Source organism: Nannocystis bainbridge (assembly GCF_028368995.1).
GTDB lineage: Bacteria > Myxococcota_A > Polyangia > Nannocystales > Nannocystaceae > Nannocystis > Nannocystis bainbridge.
In genome coordinates, this window is the sequence record NZ_JAQNDL010000002.1 from 838,287 (window position 1) to 862,498 (window position 24,212).

Genomic DNA, 24,212 nt, shown 5'->3' on the forward strand with positions numbered 1-24,212 from the left:
GAACTACGGTGAATCGCTCGGAGGCGGACCGGAGGTGACTCGCGTGGGAGACTTTCGGACATGTCTGTAAGGTCATGTCGCGCGCGCCCACTGTCACTTGCCGCGCCGCGCCCGTCGCGGGCCGAGCGGCGCGCGGGTGCCCGGGCCGAGGCGGGCCGCGATCGCGCCGATCGCACGCGGTGCTGAACGGTCCACGCCGACGGGATCGCCGCGACGTCGGAGCGGCCGCGCGTCGATCGGTCCCCGGGGACAGGCGCGGCCGGCGGGACCGCGGCCCGGTTTCTCGGCGCACCTCGGCGGCTGTGCTAGTTTCGGAGCAGAGGAGACCATGGCGCAGGTGAGCCACCGGAAGCGGATGTCCGCCCTGACGCTGTGCACGGCGACCGTAGCGCTGTTCGCCTGTCGCCCCGCGGCCCTCACCCCCGAAGCCGAGCGCGTGCATCGAGGGGTCAACCAGATCCCGCTCAGCGCTCGCCCGCCGATCGCCGCCACGTCGTCGACAGCGCCCGTGGAGGCTGCACCCCGGCGCGCACCGGCGGAGCTGTCGGCCGCGGCGCTGCTGGCCCGCGGCGAGCCGGAGGCGGCGCTGGCCCGCCTGGCGCAGGAGTCGGCGCCGGCAGGTTCGCCGCAGGCGGCCGCGCAGCAGCTGACGAGGGCCCGCGCCGCGCGCGAGCTCGGGCGCCCGCGAGAGGCCGTGCAGGCGCTGGCCGGGCTGGCGGCGGAGCGACGACCGGCGAAGTCGTGGCCGCACGAGGCGGTGCTTCACGAGTACGCGCAGGCGCTGGTCGAGGCGGCGGCGACGACCGCGGGCGCGGAGGCTGACAGGCTGCGCAAGCAGGCGGTGGCGGCGTGGGACCGGGCGATCGACCACGAGCCGGTGCGCAACGCGGCGCCGATGCGGGTGGCGCGAGCGCGGGCGATGGCGGCGATCGAGGGCCAGGCGGCGGCTCGCCGCGCGGTCAAGGCGCTGACCGAGGTGCTGCGCGATTACCCCGGCCACCCCGACGCACCGGGGCTCGAGCTGTTGCGCGCGCAGACCCTCGCGCGCGAGGGCAAGACCGCCGACGCGGTCCGGGCGCTGCGCGCGGTGGCCATCGACCGCGCGGGCACCGAGGCGGCGCCCGGCGCCGAGGCGGAGCTGGCCAGGCTCGGGCGGCCGGTCCACTACAGCGCGGCCGAGCAGCTGGGGCGCGCGGCCGCGGCCCGGCGCGCGCGCGACATGACGCTGTCGCGCCAGGTGCTGACGGACCTGGTCGAAGATTCCAAAACTCCGGGACATGTCCGAGAGGTCGCGTTGCGCTCGCGCGCCGCGACCGCCTCGCGGGCCCACGACTACGGCGCGTGCGCGGATGACCTTTCGGTCCTGTACAAAAGGTCAGCTTCGACGGAGCTCCGCGGCGACCTGCTGCGCTGCCTCGACAAGGCCGGCCGCTACGACGAGGCGCTGACGATCTGGACCGAGCTGGCCGGTCGCAAGGGCGGGGCCGGGCGGGCGGCGCTGTGGGAGGCGATCCGGCAGGCGGTCCGCGGCGGCCGCTACGAGCGGGCGCGCGACCTGCTGGGGCGCACGCCGGCGAAGGAGCGCCAGCGCGGCGAGGGGCTGTGGCTCGACGCGTGGCTCGATTTCCGGCTGGGCCAGTTCGACGCGGCGGCGACCACGTTCGCCAGCGCGGAGCGGCGACTCCCGGCCGATCAGGCGCGCGCGGCCCGGTACTTCCGCGCCCGCGCGCTGCTGGCCGCCGGCGCGGCCGCGAAGACGACGACCGACGGCGCGGACGAAGCGGTCGGCGATCGCGGCGAGGGCGAGCGGCTGTTGCGGCAGATCGTCGGCGAAGATCCGCTCGGTTACTACGGGCTGCAGGCGCGCCAGCGACTGCTCGACATCGGCGCCGATCCGGGCCCGCCGCCGGCGTTGTCGCCGGTGCCGGCGGAGGCGAACGAGGCGCCCGACTTCGCGGCGTCACAGACGACGTTCGCGGCGCTGGCGGACGAGTTCGGCTGGGCGTTCCCGGCCCTGGCCCGCGGCGCGGCGCTGCACGCCGCCGGGCTGCTCGAGGAGTCGCGCCGCGAGCTGCGGGTGGCGGTCGACGCTTTCGAGGCGCTCTACGGGCTCGATCGCGGCGGCTGGATCCCGCGCCACGAAGACCTGGTGGTGGGGCTCAGCTGGAAATCGACGTGGAAGCAGCCGCGCCTCGGCCTGCCGAAGGACGCGCGCAAGCTGGTGCGTGAGCGCGGGGCGGGCGAGACGCTGCGCGAGGGGCTGTTCGCGCTGACGTGGGCGCTCGACGAGCCGTACCGCCGCAGCCGCTTGATGCCGAGCTCGGCCGGCTCGTACAAGGCGCGCTGGCACCCGCGGGCGTTCCGCACCACGGTCGAGCGCGAGGCCTCGGCCCGCGACTTCGACCCGACGCACCTGTGGGCGCTGATGTACACCGAGTCGCGGTTCCGCCGGCACGTGGTGTCGTCGTCGGGCGCGCGCGGGGCGATCCAGATCATGCCGTGGACCGGCCAGCAGCTGGCGGCGCGCCTCGGCGAGTCGTTCGACGTCGACGCGCTGTTCGAAGAGGAGCACAACGTGCGCCTGTCGGCCTATTACTTCGCCGAGCTGCTGCACAAGTTCCACGGCCAGGCCGCGCTGGCTTACGCGAGCTACAACGGCGGGCCGTTCAACGTCGCCCGCTGGCTGGCGGCCAAGGGCGCGTCGGCGCCGCTCGAGCTCGATGTGTTCATCGCCGAGATCCCGTTCCGCGAGACGGCCAATTACACCCGCCGCGTGCTCGAGGTGCAGGCCGCGTACGCGCTGATGTACGGCGGTTCGCTGCCGCGCTGGCAGAACACGGTCGACCTGCGCGTCGAGGACAACATCGATTTCTGATCGCGCGGCGATGGAGCCCACCGCGATCGCGCAGACGCTGGCGTGGTTGGCCGCGCGGCGCCGGCTGGGCGCAGGGTTGTTCGCGGCCGCGCTGGTGCTGTACTCGCCGACGCTGGGCGGCGGGCTGGTGCTCGACGATGTCGCGCAGCAGGCGTTCATGCAGGCCAAGCTGGCGGGCGGCGAGCGCGACAAGCCGTGGTGGGCGCTGTTCCACCTGGTGACGCCGTCGCGCGAGCTGCTGGTCGGTCAGCGCACGGCGGGGCGCGTGCCGTGGTGGACGGATCCCGAGCTGCGCATCGTGTTCTTCCGCCCGCTCGCCAGCGCCGACGCCTACGTCGACGCGATCGCGTGGCCGCGCACGCCGTGGTCGATGCACCTGCACGGGCTCGTGCTCTACGCGCTGCTGTGCGCGCTGGTGCTGCGGCTGTATCGCCGGATCGTCGGGCCGGAGGGGCAGGGGATCGCGGCGCTGGCGGCGATGATCTTCCTCGTCGATCCGACGCACGCGGCGCCGGTCGCCTGGATCGCGCAGCGCAACGCCGTGATCGCGGCGCTGTTGATGGTAGCGAGCGTGCTGGCGCACCTGCGCTGGCGCGAGGCGGGCCGAACGCGGTGGTTGTTCGTCGGGCTGGCGTGGTTGCTGGCGGCGCTGCTGGCGGCGGAGGTCGCGGTGACGGGGCTGGCGCTGGTGATCGCGTACGCGTGGACACTGGATCGGGGCGGGCGCCGGCGCGGGCTGCTCGCGGCGGCGCCCGCTCTCGTGCTGGTCGCGAGCTACGTGCTCGCGTACGGGGCGCTGGGCTTCGGCGCGCGCGGCTCGGGGGCGTACCTCGATCCGCTGGGCGATCCGTGGCCGTTCCTGGCGGCGCTGCCGGGGCGCGTGGCCTACCTGATCGCCGCCGCGCTGGCGCTGCCGATGCCGCTGGTGTGGCGCGTGTGGGGCAGCCCGACGCCCGAGGCCTGGCCGCTGCAGCTGTGCGGGGCGGTGGTTTTTATCTGGCTCTTGCGACATGTCCTCGGGGGCAGGACCGATCCGCGGCTGAGGTTCGCGGCGCTGGCGTTCTTGCTGGCGCTGGTGCCGATCGCCGCGGCGCCGGCGGACGAGCGCTTGCTGCTGCTGGCGAGCGTGCCGGGGGCGCTGTGGCTGGCGCTGGTGATCATGGAGTTCGCGCGCTCGGCCCGGCGGACGCTGCGTGCGGTGGCGCTGATGCTGGCGGCGGTGCACGTGGCGCTCGCGCCGGTGGCGTTGATGGTCGCGTTCGCCGGGCAGGAGGGGCTGAGCTTCGGTGGTTCGGCGCTGCCGCTGGCGCCGACGCTGGCGAACGAGGCGCTCGGGCATCAGACGCTGCTGGTGGTGCAGGCGCCGACGACGCTGCAAGCGGCGATGCTGCCGCTCGCGCGCGGGCAGGTCGGGCTGTCGGTGCCGCGGTTCTCGTTCGTGCTGAGCAGCAGCGAGGCGCCGTCGAGGTGGACGCGCACGGGGCCGCGCACGTTCGTGCTCGAGCAACCGGAGGGGCTGCTGCGCGATGCGACGGCGGCGTTCTTCCGCAGCCCGACGGCGCGGCTGCGGCCGGGCGAGGCGGTGACGACGCTGGCGTTCCGCGCCGAGGTCCTGGCCGTCACGCGCGACGGCTACCCGTCGCAGGTGCGCTTCGAATTCGCGGCCGATCCGGAGCACCACAGCGTCTGCTTCGCGACCTGGGACGGGCGCGAGTTCGTGGCGCTGCGGCAGCCGACGGTGGGGGAGAGTGTGATGTTGGCCGGTCGCTGAGAGCGCCGAACGAAGCTCCGCGGCGGCGGCGCAGGGCTGCCGGCGCGGAACCGGCCCGCGGGCGCAGGCCCGCGCAGACGGAGGCGACGGCGGCTGCTTGTCGCCGCGACCACGGCAGCGGTACCGTCAGCGTGGTGGCGCGAGCCACTCCGGCGGGAGCCGGGACCTTCGCCCTGACGGGCAGACACGAGGGGATGTGATGAACGAGAGGCTGAACCAGCTCGGGCAGGCCGCGCAGCGGCTCAACGAGGGATCCGACCAGCTCAACGCGTTGATCTCGGCGATCGACAAGGCGCTCGGTCGGTTGATGATCGGGATGGACTACGTGCACCCGCGGCCGCTGCAGGAGTCGATGTCGATCGGCCGCGACGGCAAGCGAGTGATCGAGCTCGGGTTCCTCGGCTACCTCCGCGTCCAGGGCGAGTACCACCTCGTCATCAAGACGGTGAAGATCCTCGAGTCGAAGATCGCGCTGGCCTCGGAGACGCCGGGCAACGTGATCCCGCTGCTGCAGGCGCCGCGCGTGCTCCGACACGCCGCCGTCGACCTGTTCCCCGAGCTGATCCAGGTGCTCTCGAATCAGGTCGGCGACCTGGTGGCGCAGATGGAGCGCCGCTGCACCACCGCGAAGGGCCTGCTCGAGCAGCTCGAGGGCCTGGAGGCCCAGATCTCGGCCGTCCGCGAGACGCTGAGCGCGGAGGCGGCGGGCTCCTGAAGCCATCAGGGGGCCGCTGCGCGGCTGTCCTCGCCGAAAGCGGGCGAAGCGTGCTATAGGCGCCGCGATGCCGCGTCGCGTCCTCGTCACCGCCGCCCTCCCGTACGCCAACGGTTCGCCCCACCTCGGGCACCTGCTCGAGTACATCCAGACCGACGTCCACGTGCGGGCGCGCCGGCTCGCCGGCGAGGACGTGATCTTCATGTGGGCGGTCGACACCCACGGCACGCCGATCGAGCTGCGGGCCCGGCGTGAGGGCATCGACCCGGCCGAGCTGGTGACGCGCATGCACGCCGAGCACGAGCAGGTCTATCGCGACTTCGGCATCGAGCCCGACATCTTCTACACCACGCACTCGGACGAGACCCGCAAGCACGCCGAGTTCATCTACGAGAAGATGCAGGCCGCCGGGCAGATCGAGAAGCGCAGCACCCGGCAGCTCTACTGTCCCAAAGACCAGATGTTCCTGCCGGACCGGTTCGTCAAGGGGACGTGCCCGTACTGCAGCTCGGCCGACCAGTACGGCGACGTCTGCGAGAAGTGTGGCCACACGTACAACCCGACCGAGCTCAAGGAGCCGCACTGTGCGATCTGCGGGACGACCCCGGAGCTGCGCGACTCGGAGCACCTGTTCGTGTCGCTCGGCCGCTTCGAGGGCTTCCTGCGCGAGTGGCTCAATGCCACCAAGCTGCAGCCGGCGGTCCGCAACTACGTGATGCGGTGGGTCGACGACGGCCTGCGCGACTGGGACATCTCGCGCGACGCGCCCTACTTCGGGTTCTCGATCCCCGGCTACGAGGGCAAGAAGTTCTTCTACGTGTGGTTCGACGCGCCGGTCGGCTACATCGGCGCGACCCAGAAGTGGTGCGACGAGCACCCCGAGCGGGCCGCGTTCGCGTCGTACTGGCACGCCGATCAGAGCCAGGATACCGAGATCGTCCACGTCATCGGCAAGGACATCGTCTACTTCCACACGCTGTTCTGGCCGGCGATGCTGCACGCGGCCGGCTACACCACGCCGACGCGGATCAACGTGCACGGGTGGCTGACGGTCAACGGCGAGAAGATGTCGAAGGCCCGCGGGACGTTCATCCTGGCCCGCACGTACCTCGACCACCTGCCGGCCGACTACCTCCGCTACTACTTCGCGGCCAAGCTCGGGCCGGAGCAGGACGACATCAACCTCGACATGGCGGACTTCCGCGCCCGCGTGAACGCCGACCTGGTCGACAAGGCGGCCAACGTCGCCAGCCGCTGTCACAAGTTCATCGTCGGTCGGCTCGAAGGCAAGCTCGGCCCGATCCCCGACGACGCGCTGCCGCTGATCGAGCGGGCCCGCGAGCGCCTGGCCCAGGTGCCGGGGCTGTTCGCCGAGTTCGAGTCGGCCAAGGCGCTGCGCCTGGCGATCGAGATCGCCGAGGAGTTCAACGGCTACATCACGGTGCAGGAGCCGTGGAAGGTGATCGCCAAGGACCCCGAGCGCGCGCGGGCGGTCTGCACCGCGGGCATGTGGGCGAGCAAGGTGATCGCGGCGATCCTCAAGCCGGTGCTGCCGAAGTGGGCGGCGGTGATGGAGGAGGGCCTGCAGCTGCCGGCGCCGCTCGACTTCGTCAACGCGATCGAGCCGCTGCCGGAGGGGCTGGTGATGGGGGCGTACGTGACGCTGGCGGAGCGCATCGACCCCAAGACGCTCGAGGCGATCATCGAGGCCAGCAAGGAGACGATGGGCGGCGCGGCCCCGGCCGCTCCGGAGACCCCGGCGTACACGGTCGAGCCGCTGGCGGCCGAGTCCAGCATCGAGGCGTTCTCGCCGGTCGACCTCCGCGTCGGCAAGGTGCTGGCGGCGGCGCGCGTGAAGGGCTCCGACAAGCTGCTGCAGCTGACGATCGACCTCGGGCCGCTCGGTCAGCGCAACATCTTCAGCGGCATCGCCCCGTCGTACGCGCCGGAGCAGATGGTCGGCAAGCACGTGGTGGTGTTCGCCAACCTGAAGCCGCGCAAGATGCGGTTCGGCGTCAGCGAGGGCATGGTGCTCGCGTCGGGAGCGAAGGACGACGCGATCACGGTGCTCGAGCTCGACCCGCGCAGCCTGCCGGGCGAGAAGATCAGCTGAGAGGCGACGGCCGAGAGCGGCATCGACGAAGGTCGGTGCCGCTCGCTCACGCTGTGAGCGAATCACATGTCCCGAGAGGCAGCTCGCCGGGCGAGGAGAGCAGGCCGGAGCATCGCCGTCGGGATACGGCATCTGCGAAGGCGGGGTGCCGCTCGCGCGCGCTCGCGGGCAGAAGGGCGTGAGCGACTCGCGGTCTCAGGCGCGGGTCACGAGTAGCCGCCCCAGCAGAAATCGAGCACGCGGCCGAGGCCGTTGGCCTCGCAGAAGTTGTGCGCGGCCGGGTCACAGGCGCCGTTGTCGAGCAGGCCGAGGTCCCAGCGGCGCACGCCGGAGCCGCTGCACTGGACCAGGCAGACGTCGTCGTTGTCGACGCGGGCGCACTCGGTGTCGCCGCACGCGTGACACTGCGGGGCCGGCAGCAGGGCGGCGTCGCCGAGCGCGGCCAGGCGGCGGGCCGGCAGCTGGGCGGCCGACTTCGGTTCGGGGGTGTGGATGATGGGGCCGTCCGGATCGGTGGGCCCGGGGCCGGGCGTACAGCCGCCGATCCAGGAGACCGCCACGATCCAGACGATGAGGCGGGGAGGCGGGGTTCGCATGGGGATTCCTCCGCCGGGAGTTGTGATCCGGGTCCGGCGGGCGAACAAGTCAAAAGGTCGTATCGCGCGCGCTGCGCCCGCTGGGCCTGGCTTTAAATGCATGTGCGATCGGACATGTCCCGAAGGACCTGGCCGATCGCACATCCGCGCGGACGCCGTTCAGTTGACCGAGACCGCCGGGGTGCCGCCGAAGAAGCGCTCCTCGAGGGCGGCCAGGCGGGAGCCGACGCGGCCCTCGCCGGCGATCCCGCGCAGGCGCGAGAACACGCGGGCTGCGGTCCGCTCGGCCAGGCCGCGCACGCGGTAGCGCCAGCTCGAGCGCTCGGCGGCGCTGCCGATCAGGACCTGCAGCGAGCCGAGCAGCTCGTGCTCGACGCGATCGACGAGCGGGGTCAGGTCGGGCTTGTCGTGGGTGACGTTGAAGTGGATGAGGTCGGTCAGGGCGGCGCACACCTGGGTGCGGGCGGCCCGGAACCGCTCGGGCTGGTCGCCGAGGTCGGCGTGGATGCCGTCGGCCAGCGCCTGGATGAAGCCGCGCAGGTTCTGCTCGGCGTCGCGGAGGTGGGGGGCGTCGCGGAGGTCGCGGCGGAGCTCGCCGAGCTCGGCCAGCAGGTCGGCCGCGATGTGGAAGCTGTCGAGGGCGCGCACCGAGGGGGTGCCCGGCGGCAAGGCGCGGTCGAAGCGGAGCCGCGGGCGCTTGGCCGAGACCTCGGCGTCGCTGTCGCCGTCGTCGAAGTGGTCCTCCTGGGCGTCGGTCGCCTGGGCCTCGGCCTCGGCCTCGGCGCCCTCGGCCGCGACCTCGTCGTCGCCGTGGCCGCTGTACTTGCCCGACATGAGGTCGTCGCGGTCGATGAGCCAGCGCGAGCCGACGCGGCGGGCGGGCAGGCGCCCAGTCTGGGCCATGTGCCGCACGGTGCGCTCGCTCTTGCCGAGCAGATCGGCGGCGTCCTTGATCGAGATCTCCATAGAGGTCCTCCTGTGTGCCGGCACTCTAACCGAAGTCGGATCAGGCGCCGCAAAAACGGCAAAAACTTTGCCGGTTGCGGCAGCGACCCTTGCCGTTTCTGGATCCAGCGGCCAGTCTCCCGACCGTGCGAAAGCCGGAGCATCAGTGGGAGACGCGCTGTTTCGTGGCCGTCCGGGCGCCGTCGGTGCCGCCGCCACACGCGGCCGAAGAAGGGGTGCAGGCGTTCGAGCTGCGGCCGCGTGACGGCGGGGCCGCGCAAGTCGCGGTGTTCTCGCTGGGTCGGCAGACGCTGCCCCGGGCCGCGGTCGAGGCGGACCCGGACCTGCTCCACGCGGCCCGCGCCTGGCTGGCGGCGCGGGGCTCCCGGCAGCTTCAAGCAGTGGATGAAGCAGGCAGGCTCATCGCCTCGGAACGATTCAATTTGTCGGATCTCGGTTCCCGTGCGAGCGAGGCTGTCCGTAAGGTCATCACGCTGGCGCCCTCGAACGCCGAGCTGGTGGCGAGCCTGGGCTGCTTCGAGCGCGTGATCGCGTGCGAGGACTCGTCGGACTCGCCGCCGGAGACGGCGAACTGCGAGCGGCTGGGCCCGGACCTCGGGCCGGATCTGGACCGCGTGGCCGAGCTACGACCTGACCTTGTGTTCAGCTCGCTCTCGGTGCCGGGGATGGAGCGGATCGTCACCGGGCTGCGCGCGCGAGGGGTGCCGCAGCGGGTGCTGGCGCCGCGCTCGGTGGCCGACGTGATGGCGGAGGTGCGGCTGGCGGGGGCGGACCTGGCGGTGCCAGACCGCGCCGAAGCAGTGGTGGCGGCGATGGAGGCGGAGGCGGCGGCGCTGCGCGAGGCCCGGCCGCCGCGCGCGGCGAGGGTCTATCTCGAGTGGTGGCCGCGGCCGATGTTCACGCCGGGGGCGGCGTGCTTCAGCAACAACCTCATCGAGCTGGCGGGGGGGATCAATGTGTTCGCCGATCGCCCGGGCGCGAGCGTGGAGATCACGGCGGCGGAGCTGGTGGCTGCCGACCCGGATATCTGCTTCGTGTCGTGGTGCGGCGTGGCGGTGGAGAAGCTGGACCCGGACAACTTGATCCGTCGCCCGGGGCTCGAGGAACTGCGAGCGGCTCGCGCCGGTCGAGTGGTCCGCCTCGACGAACGCTACTCGGGTCGACCAGGGCCGCTCATGCTCGAGGCGGCTCGCATCATGGCGCGCGCGATCGCCAGTCTGTGATCGCGGCGCGCCGATTTTTTGCGGCGGCGATCGAGGTGTGTAAAGGCTGCACCCATGGTGTCGCTCGAACCGCAGGTCGCTCGCCTCGTCGATGAACTCGCGCAGTACCACGGCCATCGCACGCTCTGGCTCGATCGCCGCGGATACCTGTGCCACTCCGAACCGGAAGATGATTTCGAAGACATCGGCTACCAGTACGTGGCGACGCTGATGCAGCCGACCGGCGAGGTGCTTCGCTCGACGATCATGCACTTCGCGGCGCGACGCGCGGCGCGCGTGGGCGCTTGCCCGGTCCCGGGGGCGTTCCACATGCACCCGGTGCCGGTGCTGATGGCGATCTGACCTTCGGGTCAGGTGGGGCGCCGTGCTGGCGCTCCGGTGGATGGATATAGGAGCCAGCTGGATGGACATGGTCTTTGGGCCATGTTCGTTCTTTTGCTCGATGAGCCGGTCGGCGAGGGCGGGGGCTTCGCGAATTGCCGACTGCGCCTCGCGGGGGGTCCGGGGAAGGGTCGGCGACGAGTTCAGCGTCTGGATGGACGCTCGTTCCTCGCGGCCATCCTGCCTCGTATTCGTCGCCGACCCTTCCCCGAACCCCTGCACGGCTGCAGCCGTGAGAGGCCGACCCGGCGCCCGGGCTTCGGCTGGGATGTCCTCCGGGACAGGTGTGTCGGCGCCTGTTCGACGGCCAGGGCTGGCCGCCGAACAGACGCTTTCTCGCGGGGGTCCTGCGCCGTGTCTCGATGCGCGGAGAGGCTCGGCGGTCCGCGGCGGTGTGAGCGTCGAGCTTCTCGGACGCGCTCCCTGTTCGAGCAAACCGAGGACGGCGTTCACGCCGCGCTGTGGGCTCGCTCGAGTGCACGGCGTCACGACGGGTGAGAGCTTCTCGGACGCGCTCCCTGTTCGAGCAAACCGAGGACGAAGCTCACGCCGCGCGGTGGGCTCGCTCGAGTGCACGGCGTCACGACGGGTGAGAGCTTCTCGCTCACGAGCGCCGTGGAGACGTCGGGGCGGGAGGTCGGCGTGGGCGCCGAGGCTGGCTTTTGGGTCAGGCGCGGGCGCGGCGGCGTCGCAGGCCGGCGAGGGTGAGGAGCAGGGCGAGAGCAGGGGCGGGTTCGACGGGGGAGCGGCAGCCGCAGCCGCTGGTGGTGTCGGTGCCGGCGGTGGCGCTGTCGCTGCTGTCGTCGCTGCTGGTGCTGCTGCCGGTTGAGGTGGTGGGGTCGGTGGTGCCGGGGCCGACAGTGGTGGGGTCGGTCGGACCGGTGGGGTCGGGGTTCGTGGGGTCGGTGCCGGTGTCGTCGCCGCCGGTGCTGGTGCCGGCCTCGCAGAACACGCCGGGGCGGATCGGGTCGGCGCTGGCGGTGCGGTTGAGGATGTTGGCGCGGCCGCGGGTCTGGCCGACCCACATGTCGATCGAGCGATCGACGATCTCGTCGATGAGGAGGTACTCCTCCTCGCACAGGACCTCGCCGGGGCGCTTGACGAGGACGAAGGAGATGCCGAACTCGTTGGGGGCGTCGGGGTAGGCGGGGACGCGTTCGCCTTCGGTCTGGATGACTTCGTCGATGGTGATGTCGCGCCGGGTGCCGCGGACGGTGAAGCTGTCGGCCTTAAAAAGGAAGGCGTTGGGCTCGGGACAGGCCTGGTCGGGGAGGTTGGAGTCGAAGCAGTCGTGCGGGTCGTCGATCACGAACCACGGCTTGACCTCGGAGGGATCCAGGAGACCCATGAGGTAGAGATCGAGGTCGCTGAACTCGAACTGATCGAGCTTGGCGGCGGTGAAGCTGCCGTCGCCGTTGTCGGTCCAGCGGTGGCCCTCGACCGGCGAGCCGCCCGTGTGCATGTAGAAGTTCCAGTGGGCCTGCGAGCGCCCGAGCAGCAGCTTGGCGTCGGCGCCGGCGACGTGCGGGAAGGCGAGCCAGGCGTGGCCGAGCTCCTGGCCGAACACGAGCGAGATCCACCAGTCGTCGATCTCCTGGGTGCCGAGCTTGATGAACTTCCGCCAGTTGTTCATGTGCAGCATGCCGATGAACTGGCTGTTCGGCGTGTCGTCGAAGAACTCGGCGGGGATCACCGGATCGAAGTCGGCGGCGTGGCTGTAGCCGATGCCGGCGACGTCGTTGGCGAGCGACTGATAAAAGGCGCCGACGCCCTGGACGAGATCGAAGGTGGAGTAGACGACGATGAACTGGGCGTCGTCAGGGTGCGCGGCGAGGAAGCCGTCCTCGAGCGGGTAGTAGCCGGCGTAGAAGCCGTCGCGCGAGAACCAGTTGGCGTGCTCGACGGTGCCGTCGTCGTCGAACACCATGAAGTTCCGTCGCTGCTCGACGAACTGGACCGGCCCGGCGTGGGCGCTGCCGGCGAGGACGAGGTCGAGGACGAGGACGAGCGGCGCGACGGGAGCGAGGCGGGGCACGAGGGCAGGATAGAAGCAGTTGCGCGGACTCCCAAGCCCATAACGTGCCCGGGCGGCGCGAGACGCCGGCCGCGCCGCGACGTCAGGCCCCGGCGTCCGCGCTCCGCTGCTCGAGGTCCTCCCAGCGCGTGACGAGGGCGGCGGCGCGCTGGCGGGCCGCGTCGAGCTGGCGCACCAGCTCCGCGACCTGATCCTTGCCGGTGCCGTAGACGGCCGGATCGCCGAGCTTGGCCTCGAGCTCGCCGACCTCGCCCTCGGCCGCTTCGATCTTGCCGAGGAGCCCCTGGAGCTCGCGCTTCTCGCTCGAGCTGAGGCCGCGCTTCGCTACGGGCGCGGCGACCTTGGCGGGCGCGGGCCGTGCGGTGGGCTGTGGTTCAGGGGCCGCTTCGATCTCGGCCAGGCGCTCGAGGTAGTCGCTGTAGTTGCCGTGGTGGCGCACGACCTTGCCGTCGCCCTCGAAGGCGAGGATCGAGGTGGCGACGCGGTCGAGGAACCAACGATCGTGGGTGACGATGATCGCGGCGCCGGTGAACTCGAGCAGCATCTCCTCGACAGCGCCGAGGGTGGCGACGTCGAGGTCGTTGGTCGGCTCGTCGAGGAGGACGAGGTTGGAGGCGCCCGACAGCAGGACGGCGAGGGCGACGCGGGCCCGCTCGCCGCCCGACAGGGAGCCGACCTTCTGGGCGTAGGTGCTGGTGTCGAACAGGAAGCGCTCGAGGTAGCGGGCGATGTCGAGCGGGTGGCCGCCGCCGAGGTCGAGGCCGCGGCGACGCTCGGCGATGTTGTCGTAGACGGTGCGGTCGTCGTCGAGGCCGGAGCGGTTCTGGTCGAGGTAGGCGACCGCGGTGTGCTTGCCGCGGACGACCTCGCCGGCGCTCGGGAGCAGGTCGCCGACGATCGAGCGCAGCAGGGTGGTCTTGCCGCTGCCGTTGGGGCCGACGACGCCGATGCGCTCGCCCTGATTGAGGGCGAGGGTGAAGTCGCGGACGAGCACGCGGCTGAGCTCGAGGGTGACGCCGCGCAGCTCGAGGATCGTCTTGCCGCTGCGAGCTGCCTCGAGGGACAGCTCGACCCGACGGTCGCGCGGCGGGCCGGACTTGGCCAGCTCGGCCTCGGCGCGGTTGACCCGCGCGGTCTGCTTGGTGGTCCGCGCCTTGGGCTGACGCCGCAACCACTCGAGCTCGCGGCGGAGGAAGTTTTGCCGGTTGGCCTCGGTGCGCTGGGCGTGGGCCATGCGCTCGGCCTTGGCCTCGAGGTAGGCGCCGAAGCCCCCGTCGTAGGCGTAGACGCTGCCGCGATCGACCTCGAAGGTCCGCGTGCACACGCGGTCGAGGATGTAGCGATCGTGGGTGATGAGGAGGACAGTGCCGACATAGTTCTCGGCGAGGTGACGCTCGAGCCACTCGATGGCGGAGACGTCGAGATGGTTGGTCGGCTCGTCGAGGACCGCGAGGTCGGGCTGGCGCGCGAGCAAGGTCGCGAGGGCGACCCGTCGGCGCTCGCCGCCGCTGAGGCGATCGGTCAGGGCCGTGGGATCGCGGACCCCGAGGCGTGCGAGGTACGACTCGGCCTCGGCCGCCCGCGACCAACCTCCGCAGCGCTCGATCTCCGCGGCGGCGGCCGCCTGCTCGGTCACCAGGACGTCGACCGCGGCCGCGTCGCTGGCCTGCTCGAGGCGCGCGGTGGCGGCGTCGTAGCGGGCGCGGGCGGCAGACCACTGGCCGAGGCCGCTGAGGACGGCTTCGAGGGCGGTGAGGCCGGGTGGGAGGCGCGGCTCCTGCTCGAGGTACGCGATCGCGGCGTCGCGCCGGAGGACGACCTCACCGGCGTCCGGGGCGTCCAGGCCGGCCAGGATCCGGGCCAGCGTGGTTTTGCCCGAACCGTTGTTGCCGACCAGCCCGACGCGCTCGCCGGTCATCAGCGTGAGGTTGACGCCGGCGAGGACGCGGCGCACGCCGTAGCTCTTTTCGACCTGGCGCAGGCTTGCGATGGGCACGGGCGGGGACTTTACCTCCGCCCGGGCCGCCGGCGCGGCAATTGTGGGGGAGAACACGCCCATCGCGTCGCGTGCCGGCCGCGAGGCGATCCGCGGGATCATGAAGGAGGGCGCGGCATGGCCGCCCGGGCCGCGAAATTCCGGGGTGCGGCGAATTCCAGGCCAGGGCCGCGTGAGGTGAAATCGCCGCGGGCAGGGCTCGCGGAGGTTGACAGGTCCCGGGCGGTCGGCGGATCCTGCTTGTGGTCATGACCTCAATCGGCACTCACGGAGCCCGTCGGGTCGCAGCCGGCCTCGCTCCGGTCGCGACGCGCGTGTGCGTCCGGCGTGTCGCTTGTGGAGTGTCGCAACGACGCGGTCCCGCTCAGGGCGCCGCGAGCCACGGCCGACGTGGCGTGCAGTGAAGAGAGAATAGGAGAGAGACAGAAGTGAAAATTTTCGTCGGTGGACTGGCGTGGGCGACGGGCGACGAGAGCCTGCGCGCGGCCTTTGAACCCTTCGGTAAGGTCGACGAGGCGATCGTCGTCAAGGACAAGGAGACCATGCGCAGCCGTGGTTTCGGGTTCGTGACGTTCGCCGATGAGGCGGCCGGTCGTGCCGCGCTCGAGGCGATGAACGGCGCGGTGCTCGACGGGCGGACCATCCGCTGCGACGCCGCGGTCGAGCGCGCCCGCAGCGATCGGCCCTCGCGTCCCTTCGTCGAGCGCGCCCCGTCGGGCGGCTTCCAGGGCGGGGGCGGTGCTCCCCGCGGTGGTGGCGGCGGCGGCGGTCGTGACTTCGGCGGCGGCGGCGGCGGTGGTCGCGGCGGCGGCGGTGGCTTCGGCGGCGGCGGCGGTGGCTTCGGCGGCGGCGGTGGTCGCGGCGGCGGCGGCGGCGGCGGCGGTGGTCGCGGCGGCGGCGGCGGCGGCGGCGGTGGTCGCGGCGGCGGCGGCGGCGGCGGCGGTCGTGGTGGTCGTCGGCGCGACGACGACTACGGCGACGACTGAGTCCTTCGTCGAAAATTGAGCCAGTGCGCCGCCCCGGGGTCTCCCCGCGGCGGCGCGCTCGCTTTGGTCCAGCTATCGGTTGTCCGGCGGGACCATCGCGCGAGCGAAGCGGTCGCGCGTGGTCACGGACCTGTCCGTTCGGGCATGTCCGAGCGGCTAGGCGGGGATCTCGATGACGGCGGGGATGACGAGCTCGTGGCGGATCACGGCGCCGTCCGGCTTGAAGTAGAGCTCGTGCAGGCGCCCGCCGGCCTCGAACTCGATCTCGTACTCCTCGCCAGCGCCGGTCAGGGTCTTCTTCTCGACCTCCTTGATGACGGCGCCCGGATGAGCCCTGTCGAAGGCGACGCGCACGGGCTCGGGCAAGGCCTTGGGATCGATGTGGCACTGGGTGTAGACGATGCCGCCGTCGGCCTTGGCGCTCAGCTCGCACTGCTGCTCGTCGGCGGTCTGGACCTCGATCTCGTGCAGGCGGCCGTGCGGGACCACGTGCTCGAGCTCGTAGCGCAGCAGCCGGGCGCCGGGGTAGGTCGCGTCGAGCTGCTTGCGCACCGGCTCGGGCACGGCCGCGACGTCCTGGTGATAGACGGACAGGTAGCGCACCGAACCATCCGCCTCGACCTCGAGCTTGATCTTGTCGACGCCGTGCGCGGAGCCGGCCGCGCGTATGAGCTCGGCGTCGAGCCGGCCGGGGCCGACCGGCGGAGCGGGCGGGGGCGGGGCAGGTTTGGCCTCGACGGGCGGCAGCGCGGCGATCGGAGCAGGAGCAGGCGCGGGCTCGGCTTCGCCCGCGGCCCCGGGTCCGCACGCGGCGAAGATCGATCCGGCCACGCCGAGCGCGCGGAGGCGGTGGTGCTGCATGGTGCGAATTACTCCTGGGCCGAGTGTACACTCATGCAGTGCGGGCGCCGTCGATCCGGCTGGCGCGGCCTGCAGATCTCGCCGCGATCGCCACGGTCCATACTGCGTCGGTGCGCCATCTGTGCGCCGGGCACTATTCGCCGCAGGCGATCGACCAGTGGCTCGCGCCGAACTCGGGGCTGTACGAGCGGATGCTGCGCTCGTCGACGGTGTTCGTGGCCGAGCGAGCAGGCGAGGTGGTGGCGTTCGCGGCGGTTCGCCTGGCGACGCGCGAGGTCCGGGCGCTGTACGTCCGCCCGGACGCGAAGGGCGGCGGCCTCGGGCTGCGGTTGATGCAGCGCCTCGAGCGAGTGGCGCGAGCGTTCGGGATGGTGGAGCTGCGGCTGTGGGCGACGCTCAACGCGGTCGGGTTCTACGAGCGACTGGGCTGGCGCCGCGACGCCCGCCAGAGCGGCAAGCGGCCGCCGCAGCGCTGCGTGGCGATGCGCAAGCGGGTCGGAGGCGCCCTGCGGGAGGACCGTTAATGTCCCGAAGGACAGGTTTTATCGGCAGCGGTTGGGATGTCGGAAGGGACAGGTCGGGGACACGAACGGGGGCGGGAGGTCGCGGCCTGCGGTGAGACGATGGGGATGTCCGATCGGACAGGTCGATGGGGTGAGGGCGAACTGGCCCGGGCCGATCTGTCCGAAAGAACAGATCGGCGCGGTTGGTGAACGAGGTCGCTCGCGGCGGCGCGAGCTCGCGGCTCGGGGGTGTCGGAGGCCGGCGGGCGAAATCGCGCCCGTGGCAAAATCACCTCCGCGGCGGCGCTTCGCTCGGTCGCACGGGTCGTCAGGGCCGCGGCGGCGGGGTACATTCGCGCGCCCATGACGAGCGCGATGGTCCGCCTGTTCCCGCCCCGTACGCCCGCGGCCGTGCTGATCGCGGTGTGGGGCATGCTCGGGGTGGTCGCGCTGTTGGTGAGTGCCATCGTCCGCCTGACGCCGCTGGCGGTCGAACCATTGACGACCGGGATGACGCCGCTGCAGTGGGCGCTGTATGTCGGCTGGTCGCTGTTCAACCTGTACGCCGAGGGCTACAAGGGGTTCCAGAAGGCGTTCGTGCCGCGGGCGGTGGCGCGGGCGTTCTACGTGGCTCGCTATCCGCGGCCGCTGCACGTGGTGCTGGCGCCGCTGTTCTGCATGGGGCTGTTCTACGCCACCCGCAAGCGGCTGATCCTGTCGTGGGGCCTGGTGATCGGGGTGACCGCGCTCGTCACCCTGGTCCGCGGGCTCGACCAGCCGTGGCGCGGGATCGTCGACGCGGGGGTGGTGCTCGGGCTGTCCTATGGGACAGTCGCGCTGCTGGTGACGTTCTTCGGGGTGATGGCGGGGCGGCCGATCACAGTGTCGGCGCAGGCGCCGGACGGCGCGCCGCAGTGACGTGACCTTCGGGGCAGCTGGAGCGCGAGCCGAGCTGCGCCCCGGATGGCCCTCGGGACAGGTGTTGGTTCTGGGCTGTCATGGGACAGCCCACGCGCCGCGGCCGGGTCAGTTGTGGGCGACGAGGCCGTACTCGACGCACTCGTCCTGGCTCGGCTTGTCGATGCGCACGTAGACCCGGAGGTCGTCGGAGCTGCCGGAGCAGTTGAAGTCCGACACGGTGAAGGTCGCGCCGCCGCAGCACCCGGGGCGCAGGGCGCCGGACAGGGCGGTCTGGGTGCCCTCGGGGCAGGAGATTTCGGTGCCGACGGCGCCGCCGGTGTCGCACTCGATGAACTGACACACGCGCACGGTCGCGGACGAGGTGACCTTGATGGTCGGCTCGGCGACGTGGCCGAAGGTGTCGAGGGCGTGGTAGGTGAACCAGTCGACGTCGGCGGCGCCGCTGAGCACGCCGTCGGCCATGACGGTGTTGTCGTCGTCGTCGTCGATCTCGCCGAGGTCCTGGGCGTTGGCCTCGCTGTCGTCGGGCTCGCCGATCTCGCCGTCGCAGACGAGGCCCTCGACGCAGAGGTCGTCGACGCACTCGAGGCCGTCGTCGCAGGAGCCGCCGTCGCACACGCAGTTGGCCTGACCGGGGTCGCAGATCGGGCCGGTGGTGCCGGTCGGCTCGTCGGTGGTGCTGGTGGTGGTCGTCGTCGAGGTGGTGGTCGTCTCGCCGTCGGTGGTGGTGCCGTCGCTCGTGGTCGGTGTCGGGCCGGTCGAGGTGCCGGTGGTGGTCGAGGCGTCGGTGGTCGAAGTCTCGGTGCCGACGGTGGCCGTGGTGACGCCGCTGTCGCTGGTGTCAGCCGGGTCGTCGCCGGAGCTGCAGGCGAGGAGCGTGAGCGAGGCGAGGAGCAGCGACGGGCGAGTCATGTCAGTTCACGGCGTAGGGGATGTTGAGGGCGAACGGCGCGATCTCGGCGTCGAACTGCTGACCGTCGTCGGTGACCATCTGGTAGGTGCCGCGCATGGTGCCGTAGGCGGTCTTGAGGGGGCAGCCCGAGGTGTACTCGAACGACTCGCCGGGCGCGAGCACCGGCTGGGCGCCGACGACCCCGGCGCCGCGGACCTCCTCGGTGCGGCCGTTGGCGTCGGTGATGACCCAGTGACGACTGACGAGCTGCACCGTGTCGATGCCCTCGTTGGAGATCTTCACGGTATAGGCGAAGAACCACTGCCGCTCGCTCTGGTTGGCGTGGGAGTGTTCGGGGAGGTACTGCGACGCGATGCGCACGCGCACGCCGTTGGTGATCGCCTCGGAGGTCGACACGGGGGCCATCTATACGCCGCGCGCACGTCCGCCGACAAGCGGCCCGAGACCCGGCCGTGGCGGCGCGAAGGTGCCTGTCAGGCGCGATAGCGAGGTCGCGCCGCAAGAATTCTCATTCGCCCGGCGAGCCGGCGCAGGCCTCGGCCTCGGCCTCGCAGCCGGCGGGGCTGTCGTCCATGAGGAGGAAGCCGATGCACGCCAGGCACACCGGGTCCATCAAGTTCTCGGTGGTGCAAGCCTCGGTCTCGAAGCAGGCCTGACCGACGCAGAGGGCCAGCTCGAAGGCCTTGCCGGCCTCTTCTGGCGAGAGGCCGTCGGCGCACGCCTGGGCGCACTCGAGGTCGAGGCCGAGAGCGCAGGGGAGCACGCAGTCGAGCAGCTCGTCGCAGGTCGGCGGCGGCTCCGGCGCGAGAGTGGTGCTGCTGGCGCCGGTGGTGGTGTCGCCGCCGGTCGTGGTGGTCGTGGTGGTCGTGAGCTCGCCGGTGGTCGGCGGCTCGCCGGTGGTGGTGGTCGTCGTGCTCGTGCTCGTGGTCGCGGGCAGGTCGGCGCCGCCGAGCAGGTCGTCGCTGTTGCAGGCGGCGCCGATGCAGGCGACCAGGGCGAGGAGCGACGCGCGACGCGACATGCAGCCGCGACGATAGCAGGTGCAAGCCCGGGCCGGGGACGAGGCGCCTGAGAAGCCGCACGCGCGCCGGCGCGGGGCGAGTTCGGAGGGCGGTAGTACACTGCCGCGATGTCGCTGACCGAAGCGCTGAGAGACAGGATCCAGGGGCTCATCAAGGCCGACGCGGTGGTGCTTTTCATGAAGGGCACCCGGCTCCGTCCGGCGTGCGGCTTCTCGGCCGGGGTGGTCGAGGTGCTCGACTCGCTGGTGCCGCAGTGGACCGGCGTCGACGTGCTCGCCGATGCGGAGCTGCGCGAGGCGATCAAGGAGTTCTCGGCCTGGCCGACGATCCCGCAGCTGTACGTGCGCGGGGAGTTCGTCGGCGGCGCCGACATCGTCCGCGAGATGCACATGTCGGGCGAGCTCTCGACGCTGCTCGGGGCGTCGGAGGTGCGGCCGCCGCAGGTGCACGTCAGCCCGCGCGCGGCGGCGGTGTTCCGCGAGGTCACGGCCGAGGCGGGCCCGGGCGAGGCGATTCGCGTGCGCATCAGCCCGCGCTTCGAGCACGACCTGGCGGTCGAGGGCCGCGAGGCCGGCGACCTCGAGGTCGTCGCCGAGGGCATCACGCTGCTGTTCGATCGCATGAGCGCGGCCCGGGCCGAGGGTCTGCGCCTCGACTTCGTCGAGCGCGACGGCGAGGCCGGCTTCGCCATCGACAACCCGAACGCGCCGGCGCAGGTCCGCTCGATCGGCGCGTCCGAGCTGCAGGGCAAGCTCGCGCAGGGGGCGGTGCAGCTGTTCGACGTGCGCACGCCGCAGGAGCAGGCCATCGCGGCGATCGCCGGGGCGCGCCTGGTCGACGAGGCGGTGCGTGCGGAGATCCTGGCGCTCGATCGCGGGACGCCGCTGGCGTTCCACTGCCACCACGGCGTGCGCTCGCAGGCGGCCGCCGAGTTCTTCGTGAGCCAGGGCTTCCGCGAGGTCTACAACCTCCGCGGCGGGATCGACGCCTGGTCGCGCGAGGTCGACTCCGCGGTGCCGCGCTACTGAGCCGCAGCCCGCCAGCGTTGCGCTTGACCGCCCCGGATCGGTAAACTAGCGTCCTTCACGCCTACGCCATGTCCTTCGCTTCTTCTGTCGTTCGCTCGTTGTCGCGCCCTGTCCTCGGGGCCATGTCGATCCTGCTCGCGGTCGGCCTCGGCGGCTGTGCCAGCCCGTGCGAGCGCCTGAGCCAGGGCGTGTGCGCGGGCGGCGACGCCGACTATTGCGCGGCCGTCGACGCCTGGCTGGCGACCCGCCTGGTCGACCCCGCCACCAAGGAGCCGCTGGTCGGCGAGGCGCGCGACCAGATGTGCGGGGCCATCTACGACAACGTCGAGATGTTCTACGCCTACCAGTTCAAGGCCAAGCAGAAGATCCTCGGCGTGCCCGACTTCATCCTGGCGTCGCAGAGGAAGGCCCAGCAAGAGGCCGAGGCCTACGAAGAGGCGACCAAGAAGATCAAGCAGGACGAAGAGGGCGGCGGCGGCGAGTCGCCCGGCGGCGCGAACATGTCCGATTGAGCCGGGGTCGGCCGGGCGACGTGGCGCGGAGCATGTCCGATGGGGCATGCTCGAAGGGGCAGGTCCGTTCGGACAGGCTCGTTCAGACAGGATCGAGAGGACAGGTCCCAGAGGACAGGTCTGAAGGACAGGTCTGAAGGACAGGTCCGGGCCGCGCGAGCCGGTCACCCGCCTGGCGGGCGCGTCGGTACCGGCAGGCGGCGCTCGCCGAGGCGCAGGGCGACCGGGTCGCCGTCGTCGAGCCAGGGGGCGAGGTCGGCCAGGGCGGTGTTGGTGAAGCGGACGCTGAGGGGGCGGCCGCTGGACTGGGCGGGGACGCTGCAGCGCAGGCCCTGCTCGGGCTCTTCCCACAGCGTCGCGGGGTCGAGCGGGAGGTCGCGGCCGTCGTCGAGGTGGAGCTGCGGGGTGCCGTCGCCGGCGCGGGTGACCCGGAGGGCGCGCAGGAGGCAGTCCTCGACCTGGAGGTAGCACCACTGCTCGCCGACCCGCAGGCTGGGCTCGCCGCCGGGGGTGCAGTCGAGGCTGCGGAGGAACAGCGCGCGCACGCCGGGGTGCGAGACGGGGTCGTCCTCGAAGAAGAACTGACCGCGCCGATCGAGGCGCAGCGGGACCTGGCGCCTGAGCCGCTCGAGGGTGTCCGGGTCGAGGGTCGTCATCGGCCGTGAGTGTACGCGCACCGCGGCGATGTGCACGCCCGCGGAGTTCGGCGATAACCCGCGACCGTGAGCATCGTCGTGTTCGAGAACGTGTCGCTGGGCTTCGGCAAGAAGACCATCGTCGAGGCTCTGAACCTGCGGATCGGGCGCGAGGACCGGATCGGCCTCATCGGTCCCAACGGGTCCGGCAAGTCGACGCTGCTGCGCATGCTGGCGGGCGAGCAGGGCACCGATCGCGGCTCGATCCGCTTCGCGCGCGGGGTGCGGGTCGGCTACCTGTCGCAGGACCTCAAGCTCGGCGGCGAACAGACGCTGGTGAACTTCGTGGTCGGCAGCGTGCCGGGCCGGGCCGAGCTGGAGCGTCAGCTCGCCGACGCCGAGCGCGAGATGGCGACGGCCGAGCAGAGCGGCGACGAGGAGGCGATGATGACGGCGGCCGAGCGGCTGGCCGACGCGCACACGCGGACCGCCGACTTCGACGTCCAGTACACCGAGCACGAGGCGCTGCGGATCCTCTCCGGCCTCGGCTTTCAGCCCGAGGACGCGACGCGTCCGCTCGACGAGTTCAGCGGCGGGTGGAAGATGCGGGCGGTGCTGGCCTCGCTGCTGTTCCAGCAGCCCGATCTGCTGCTGCTCGACGAGCCGACCAACCACCTCGACCTGCCGTCGGTGGCGTGGTTCTCGGCCTACCTCAAGCGCTACAGGCGGGCGTTCGTGCTGGTGTCGCACGACCGCGAGTTCCTCAACGAGCAGATCGATCGGGTGGTCAGCTTCGAGCCGGAGGGCATCCGCCAGTTCAGCGGCAACTACGAGGGCTACAAGCGCCAGCGGGCCGAGGAAGAGGTGGTGCTCGAGAACAAGGCCAAGAATCTGGCCCGCGAGCGCGAGAAGACCGAGCAGTTCATCGACCGCTTCCGGGCCCAGGCCAACAAGGCGGCGGCGGTGCAGAGCCGGGTCAAGATGCTCGAGAAGATGGAGGAGGTGCGGGTGTTCGAGCGCCGCCAGGTGATGAGCTTCGGCTTCCCGCCGTGCGACCGCACCGGCAACGAGAGCCTGCGCGTCGATCAGCTGCGCAAGGCCTACGGGTCGCGGGTGGTCCTCGACAAGGTCGACCTCAGCGTCCGCCGCGGCGAGAAGATCGGCATCATCGGCGTCAACGGGGCCGGCAAGACCACGCTGCTGCGCACCATCGCCGGCGAGCTGCAGGCCGACGGCGGCAGCGTCAACTTCGGCAACAAGATCAAGGTCGGCTACTACGCGCAGCACCACGCGGACGCGCTCCGCGGCGAGCGCACGGTGTTCGAGGAGGTCGCGGCCGTCGATCCCAGCGCCGGGCAGACGCGGGTGCGCACGATCCTGGGCGCGTTCCTGTTCACCGGCGACGACGTCGAGAAGCCGATCCGCGTGCTGTCCGGCGGCGAGCGGGCCCGCGTGGCCCTGGCCAAGCTGCTGCTCAAGCCGGGCAACCTGCTGCTGATGGACGAGCCGACCAACCACCTCGACCTCGAGTCGAGCGAGAGCCTGGCCGAGTCGCTCAAGACCTACGACGGCACGCTGCTGTTCGTCAGCCACAACCGCAGCTTCGTGCGCGCGCTGGCGACCCGGATCTGGGACGTCGAGGGCGGCAAGGTCGAGACCTACCCGGGCACGCTCGACGAGTACATGGACTCGAGCCGGCGCCGCCGCGACGGCGAGCCGCCGGCGGCGCCGGGCCGGACCGCGGGCGCGAGCCGTCCTTCGGAACAGGTCCAAAAGGGCAGGTCCGAAGGGCCAGGTCGTAACGACAAGGTCCCGGCGGACAGGTCGGAGCCGGCCAAGCCCGGGCGCGACGCCAGGCGGCGCGAGGCCGAGCGACGGAGCGAACGCAACCGCGTCCTGGGACCCCTCCGCAAGCGCGTCACGGCGATGGAAGGGGAGATCGCGGCGCTGGAGGCCGAGCAGCGCCGCCGCAGCGGTCAGCTCGCAGATCCGGCGACCTACGCCGACAACGCCCGCCGCAGCGAGCTGCTCGACGGCTATCGCCGCGACGCGACCGCGCTTGAGGAGCTCACCGCCCGCTGGGAGGTCGCGCAGGCCGAACTCGAAGGAATGGAGGCCGAGAGCGCGAGCGAGGGGTGAGCGCGCGGCGACCCCCGGGCG

21 protein-coding genes are annotated in these 24,212 nt (G+C 71.9%); 12 read left to right on the plus strand and 9 right to left on the minus strand.

Annotated features, from left to right (window positions below):
* The first annotated feature begins 337 nt into the window (after positions 1 to 337).
* From POL25_RS44435 to metG, 4 genes are all read left to right on the plus strand, one after another.
* Entirely contained in the window at positions 338 to 2,875 is a 2,538-nt protein-coding gene (locus POL25_RS44435) for a lytic transglycosylase domain-containing protein (RefSeq protein WP_272087902.1), read from the plus strand.
* Between the two features lie 10 nt (positions 2,876 to 2,885).
* Entirely contained in the window at positions 2,886 to 4,646 is a 1,761-nt protein-coding gene (locus tag POL25_RS20980) for a hypothetical protein (protein WP_272087903.1), read from the plus strand.
* 199 nt (positions 4,647 to 4,845) lie between these two features.
* Complete coding sequence (locus POL25_RS20985; protein ID WP_272087904.1) at positions 4,846 to 5,361, plus strand: hypothetical protein; 516 nt, start codon at positions 4,846 to 4,848, stop codon at positions 5,359 to 5,361.
* 67 nt (positions 5,362 to 5,428) lie between these two features.
* Positions 5,429 to 7,474, plus strand: a complete 2,046-nt coding sequence (gene metG, locus POL25_RS20990) for a methionine--tRNA ligase (protein ID WP_272087905.1) — start codon at positions 5,429 to 5,431, stop codon at positions 7,472 to 7,474.
* A 206-nt stretch (positions 7,475 to 7,680) separates the two neighbouring features.
* Here metG and POL25_RS20995 read toward each other — a convergent pair whose 3' ends face one another.
* Positions 7,681 to 8,070 carry a hypothetical protein gene (locus POL25_RS20995; RefSeq protein WP_272087906.1) on the minus strand — a complete coding sequence of 130 codons (390 nt, stop codon included), beginning with the start codon at positions 8,068 to 8,070 and terminating at the stop codon, positions 7,681 to 7,683.
* Between the two features lie 159 nt (positions 8,071 to 8,229).
* A complete protein-coding gene (locus tag POL25_RS21000; protein WP_272087907.1) occupies positions 8,230 to 9,036 on the minus strand; it encodes a helix-turn-helix domain-containing protein in 807 nt (268 codons plus the stop codon).
* Between the two features lie 74 nt (positions 9,037 to 9,110).
* Here POL25_RS21000 and POL25_RS21005 point away from each other — a divergent pair, with 74 nt between their 5' ends.
* Both POL25_RS21005 and POL25_RS21010 read left to right on the plus strand, forming a co-directional pair.
* Positions 9,111 to 10,259, plus strand: coding sequence for a helical backbone metal receptor (locus tag POL25_RS21005; RefSeq protein WP_272087909.1), 1,149 nt, complete (start codon positions 9,111 to 9,113; stop codon positions 10,257 to 10,259).
* A gap of 54 nt (positions 10,260 to 10,313) precedes the next feature.
* On the plus strand, positions 10,314 to 10,601 hold the full coding sequence (locus tag POL25_RS21010; RefSeq protein ID WP_272087910.1) for a hypothetical protein: 288 nt from the start codon (positions 10,314 to 10,316) through the stop codon (positions 10,599 to 10,601).
* 706 nt (positions 10,602 to 11,307) lie between these two features.
* On the opposite strand, the gene POL25_RS21015 is transcribed toward POL25_RS21010, so the two are convergent.
* A complete protein-coding gene (locus tag POL25_RS21015) occupies positions 11,308 to 12,675 on the minus strand; it encodes a hypothetical protein (RefSeq protein WP_272087911.1) in 1,368 nt (455 codons plus the stop codon).
* Between the two features lie 82 nt (positions 12,676 to 12,757).
* Positions 12,758 to 14,671: an ABC-F family ATP-binding cassette domain-containing protein gene (locus tag POL25_RS21020; protein ID WP_272087912.1), complete on the minus strand. Its 1,914-nt coding sequence runs from the start codon at positions 14,669 to 14,671 to the stop codon at positions 12,758 to 12,760.
* Between the two features lie 428 nt (positions 14,672 to 15,099).
* Here POL25_RS21020 and POL25_RS21025 point away from each other — a divergent pair, with 428 nt between their 5' ends.
* Positions 15,100 to 15,657 (plus strand): RNA recognition motif domain-containing protein, encoded by a 558-nt coding sequence (locus POL25_RS21025; protein WP_272087913.1) that lies wholly within the window; start codon positions 15,100 to 15,102, stop codon positions 15,655 to 15,657.
* 156 nt (positions 15,658 to 15,813) lie between these two features.
* Here POL25_RS21025 and POL25_RS21030 read toward each other — a convergent pair whose 3' ends face one another.
* Positions 15,814 to 16,518 carry a hypothetical protein gene (locus tag POL25_RS21030; RefSeq protein ID WP_272087914.1) on the minus strand — a complete coding sequence of 235 codons (705 nt, stop codon included), beginning with the start codon at positions 16,516 to 16,518 and terminating at the stop codon, positions 15,814 to 15,816.
* Positions 16,519 to 16,541: 23 nt separating this feature from the next.
* Between POL25_RS21030 and POL25_RS21035 the strand changes: the two genes are divergently transcribed.
* Positions 16,542 to 17,042 (plus strand): GNAT family N-acetyltransferase, encoded by a 501-nt coding sequence (locus tag POL25_RS21035; protein WP_272087915.1) that lies wholly within the window; start codon positions 16,542 to 16,544, stop codon positions 17,040 to 17,042.
* Between the two features lie 342 nt (positions 17,043 to 17,384).
* On the plus strand, positions 17,385 to 17,939 hold the full coding sequence (locus tag POL25_RS21040) for a hypothetical protein (protein ID WP_272087916.1): 555 nt from the start codon (positions 17,385 to 17,387) through the stop codon (positions 17,937 to 17,939).
* A 108-nt stretch (positions 17,940 to 18,047) separates the two neighbouring features.
* Here the strand turns inward: POL25_RS21040 and POL25_RS21045 are convergent, their stop codons facing one another.
* The 3 genes from POL25_RS21045 to POL25_RS21055 all read right to left on the minus strand — a co-directional run bounded on the left by POL25_RS21045 (position 18,048) and on the right by POL25_RS21055 (position 19,876).
* Positions 18,048 to 18,854, minus strand: coding sequence for a hypothetical protein (locus POL25_RS21045; protein WP_272087917.1), 807 nt, complete (start codon positions 18,852 to 18,854; stop codon positions 18,048 to 18,050).
* 1 nt (position 18,855) lies between these two features.
* The gene (apaG, locus tag POL25_RS21050) at positions 18,856 to 19,251 is read right to left on the minus strand and encodes a Co2+/Mg2+ efflux facilitator ApaG/CorD (protein WP_272087918.1); all 396 of its coding nucleotides are present in this window, start codon (positions 19,249 to 19,251) and stop codon (positions 18,856 to 18,858) included.
* Between the two features lie 112 nt (positions 19,252 to 19,363).
* The gene (locus tag POL25_RS21055) at positions 19,364 to 19,876 is read right to left on the minus strand and encodes a hypothetical protein (protein WP_272087919.1); all 513 of its coding nucleotides are present in this window, start codon (positions 19,874 to 19,876) and stop codon (positions 19,364 to 19,366) included.
* 108 nt (positions 19,877 to 19,984) lie between these two features.
* Between POL25_RS21055 and grxD the strand changes: the two genes are divergently transcribed.
* Together grxD and POL25_RS21065 are read left to right on the plus strand one after the other, a co-directional pair.
* Positions 19,985 to 20,905: a Grx4 family monothiol glutaredoxin gene (gene grxD / locus POL25_RS21060; RefSeq protein ID WP_272087920.1), complete on the plus strand. Its 921-nt coding sequence runs from the start codon at positions 19,985 to 19,987 to the stop codon at positions 20,903 to 20,905.
* 122 nt (positions 20,906 to 21,027) lie between these two features.
* Entirely contained in the window at positions 21,028 to 21,417 is a 390-nt protein-coding gene (locus POL25_RS21065; protein WP_272087921.1) for a hypothetical protein, read from the plus strand.
* A gap of 164 nt (positions 21,418 to 21,581) precedes the next feature.
* On the opposite strand, the gene POL25_RS21070 is transcribed toward POL25_RS21065, so the two are convergent.
* Positions 21,582 to 22,073, minus strand: coding sequence for a hypothetical protein (locus POL25_RS21070; RefSeq protein WP_272087922.1), 492 nt, complete (start codon positions 22,071 to 22,073; stop codon positions 21,582 to 21,584).
* 66 nt (positions 22,074 to 22,139) lie between these two features.
* Here POL25_RS21070 and POL25_RS21075 point away from each other — a divergent pair, with 66 nt between their 5' ends.
* Positions 22,140 to 24,191, plus strand: a complete 2,052-nt coding sequence (locus tag POL25_RS21075; protein WP_272087923.1) for an ABC-F family ATP-binding cassette domain-containing protein — start codon at positions 22,140 to 22,142, stop codon at positions 24,189 to 24,191.
* The last annotated feature ends 21 nt before the right edge of the window (positions 24,192 to 24,212 follow it).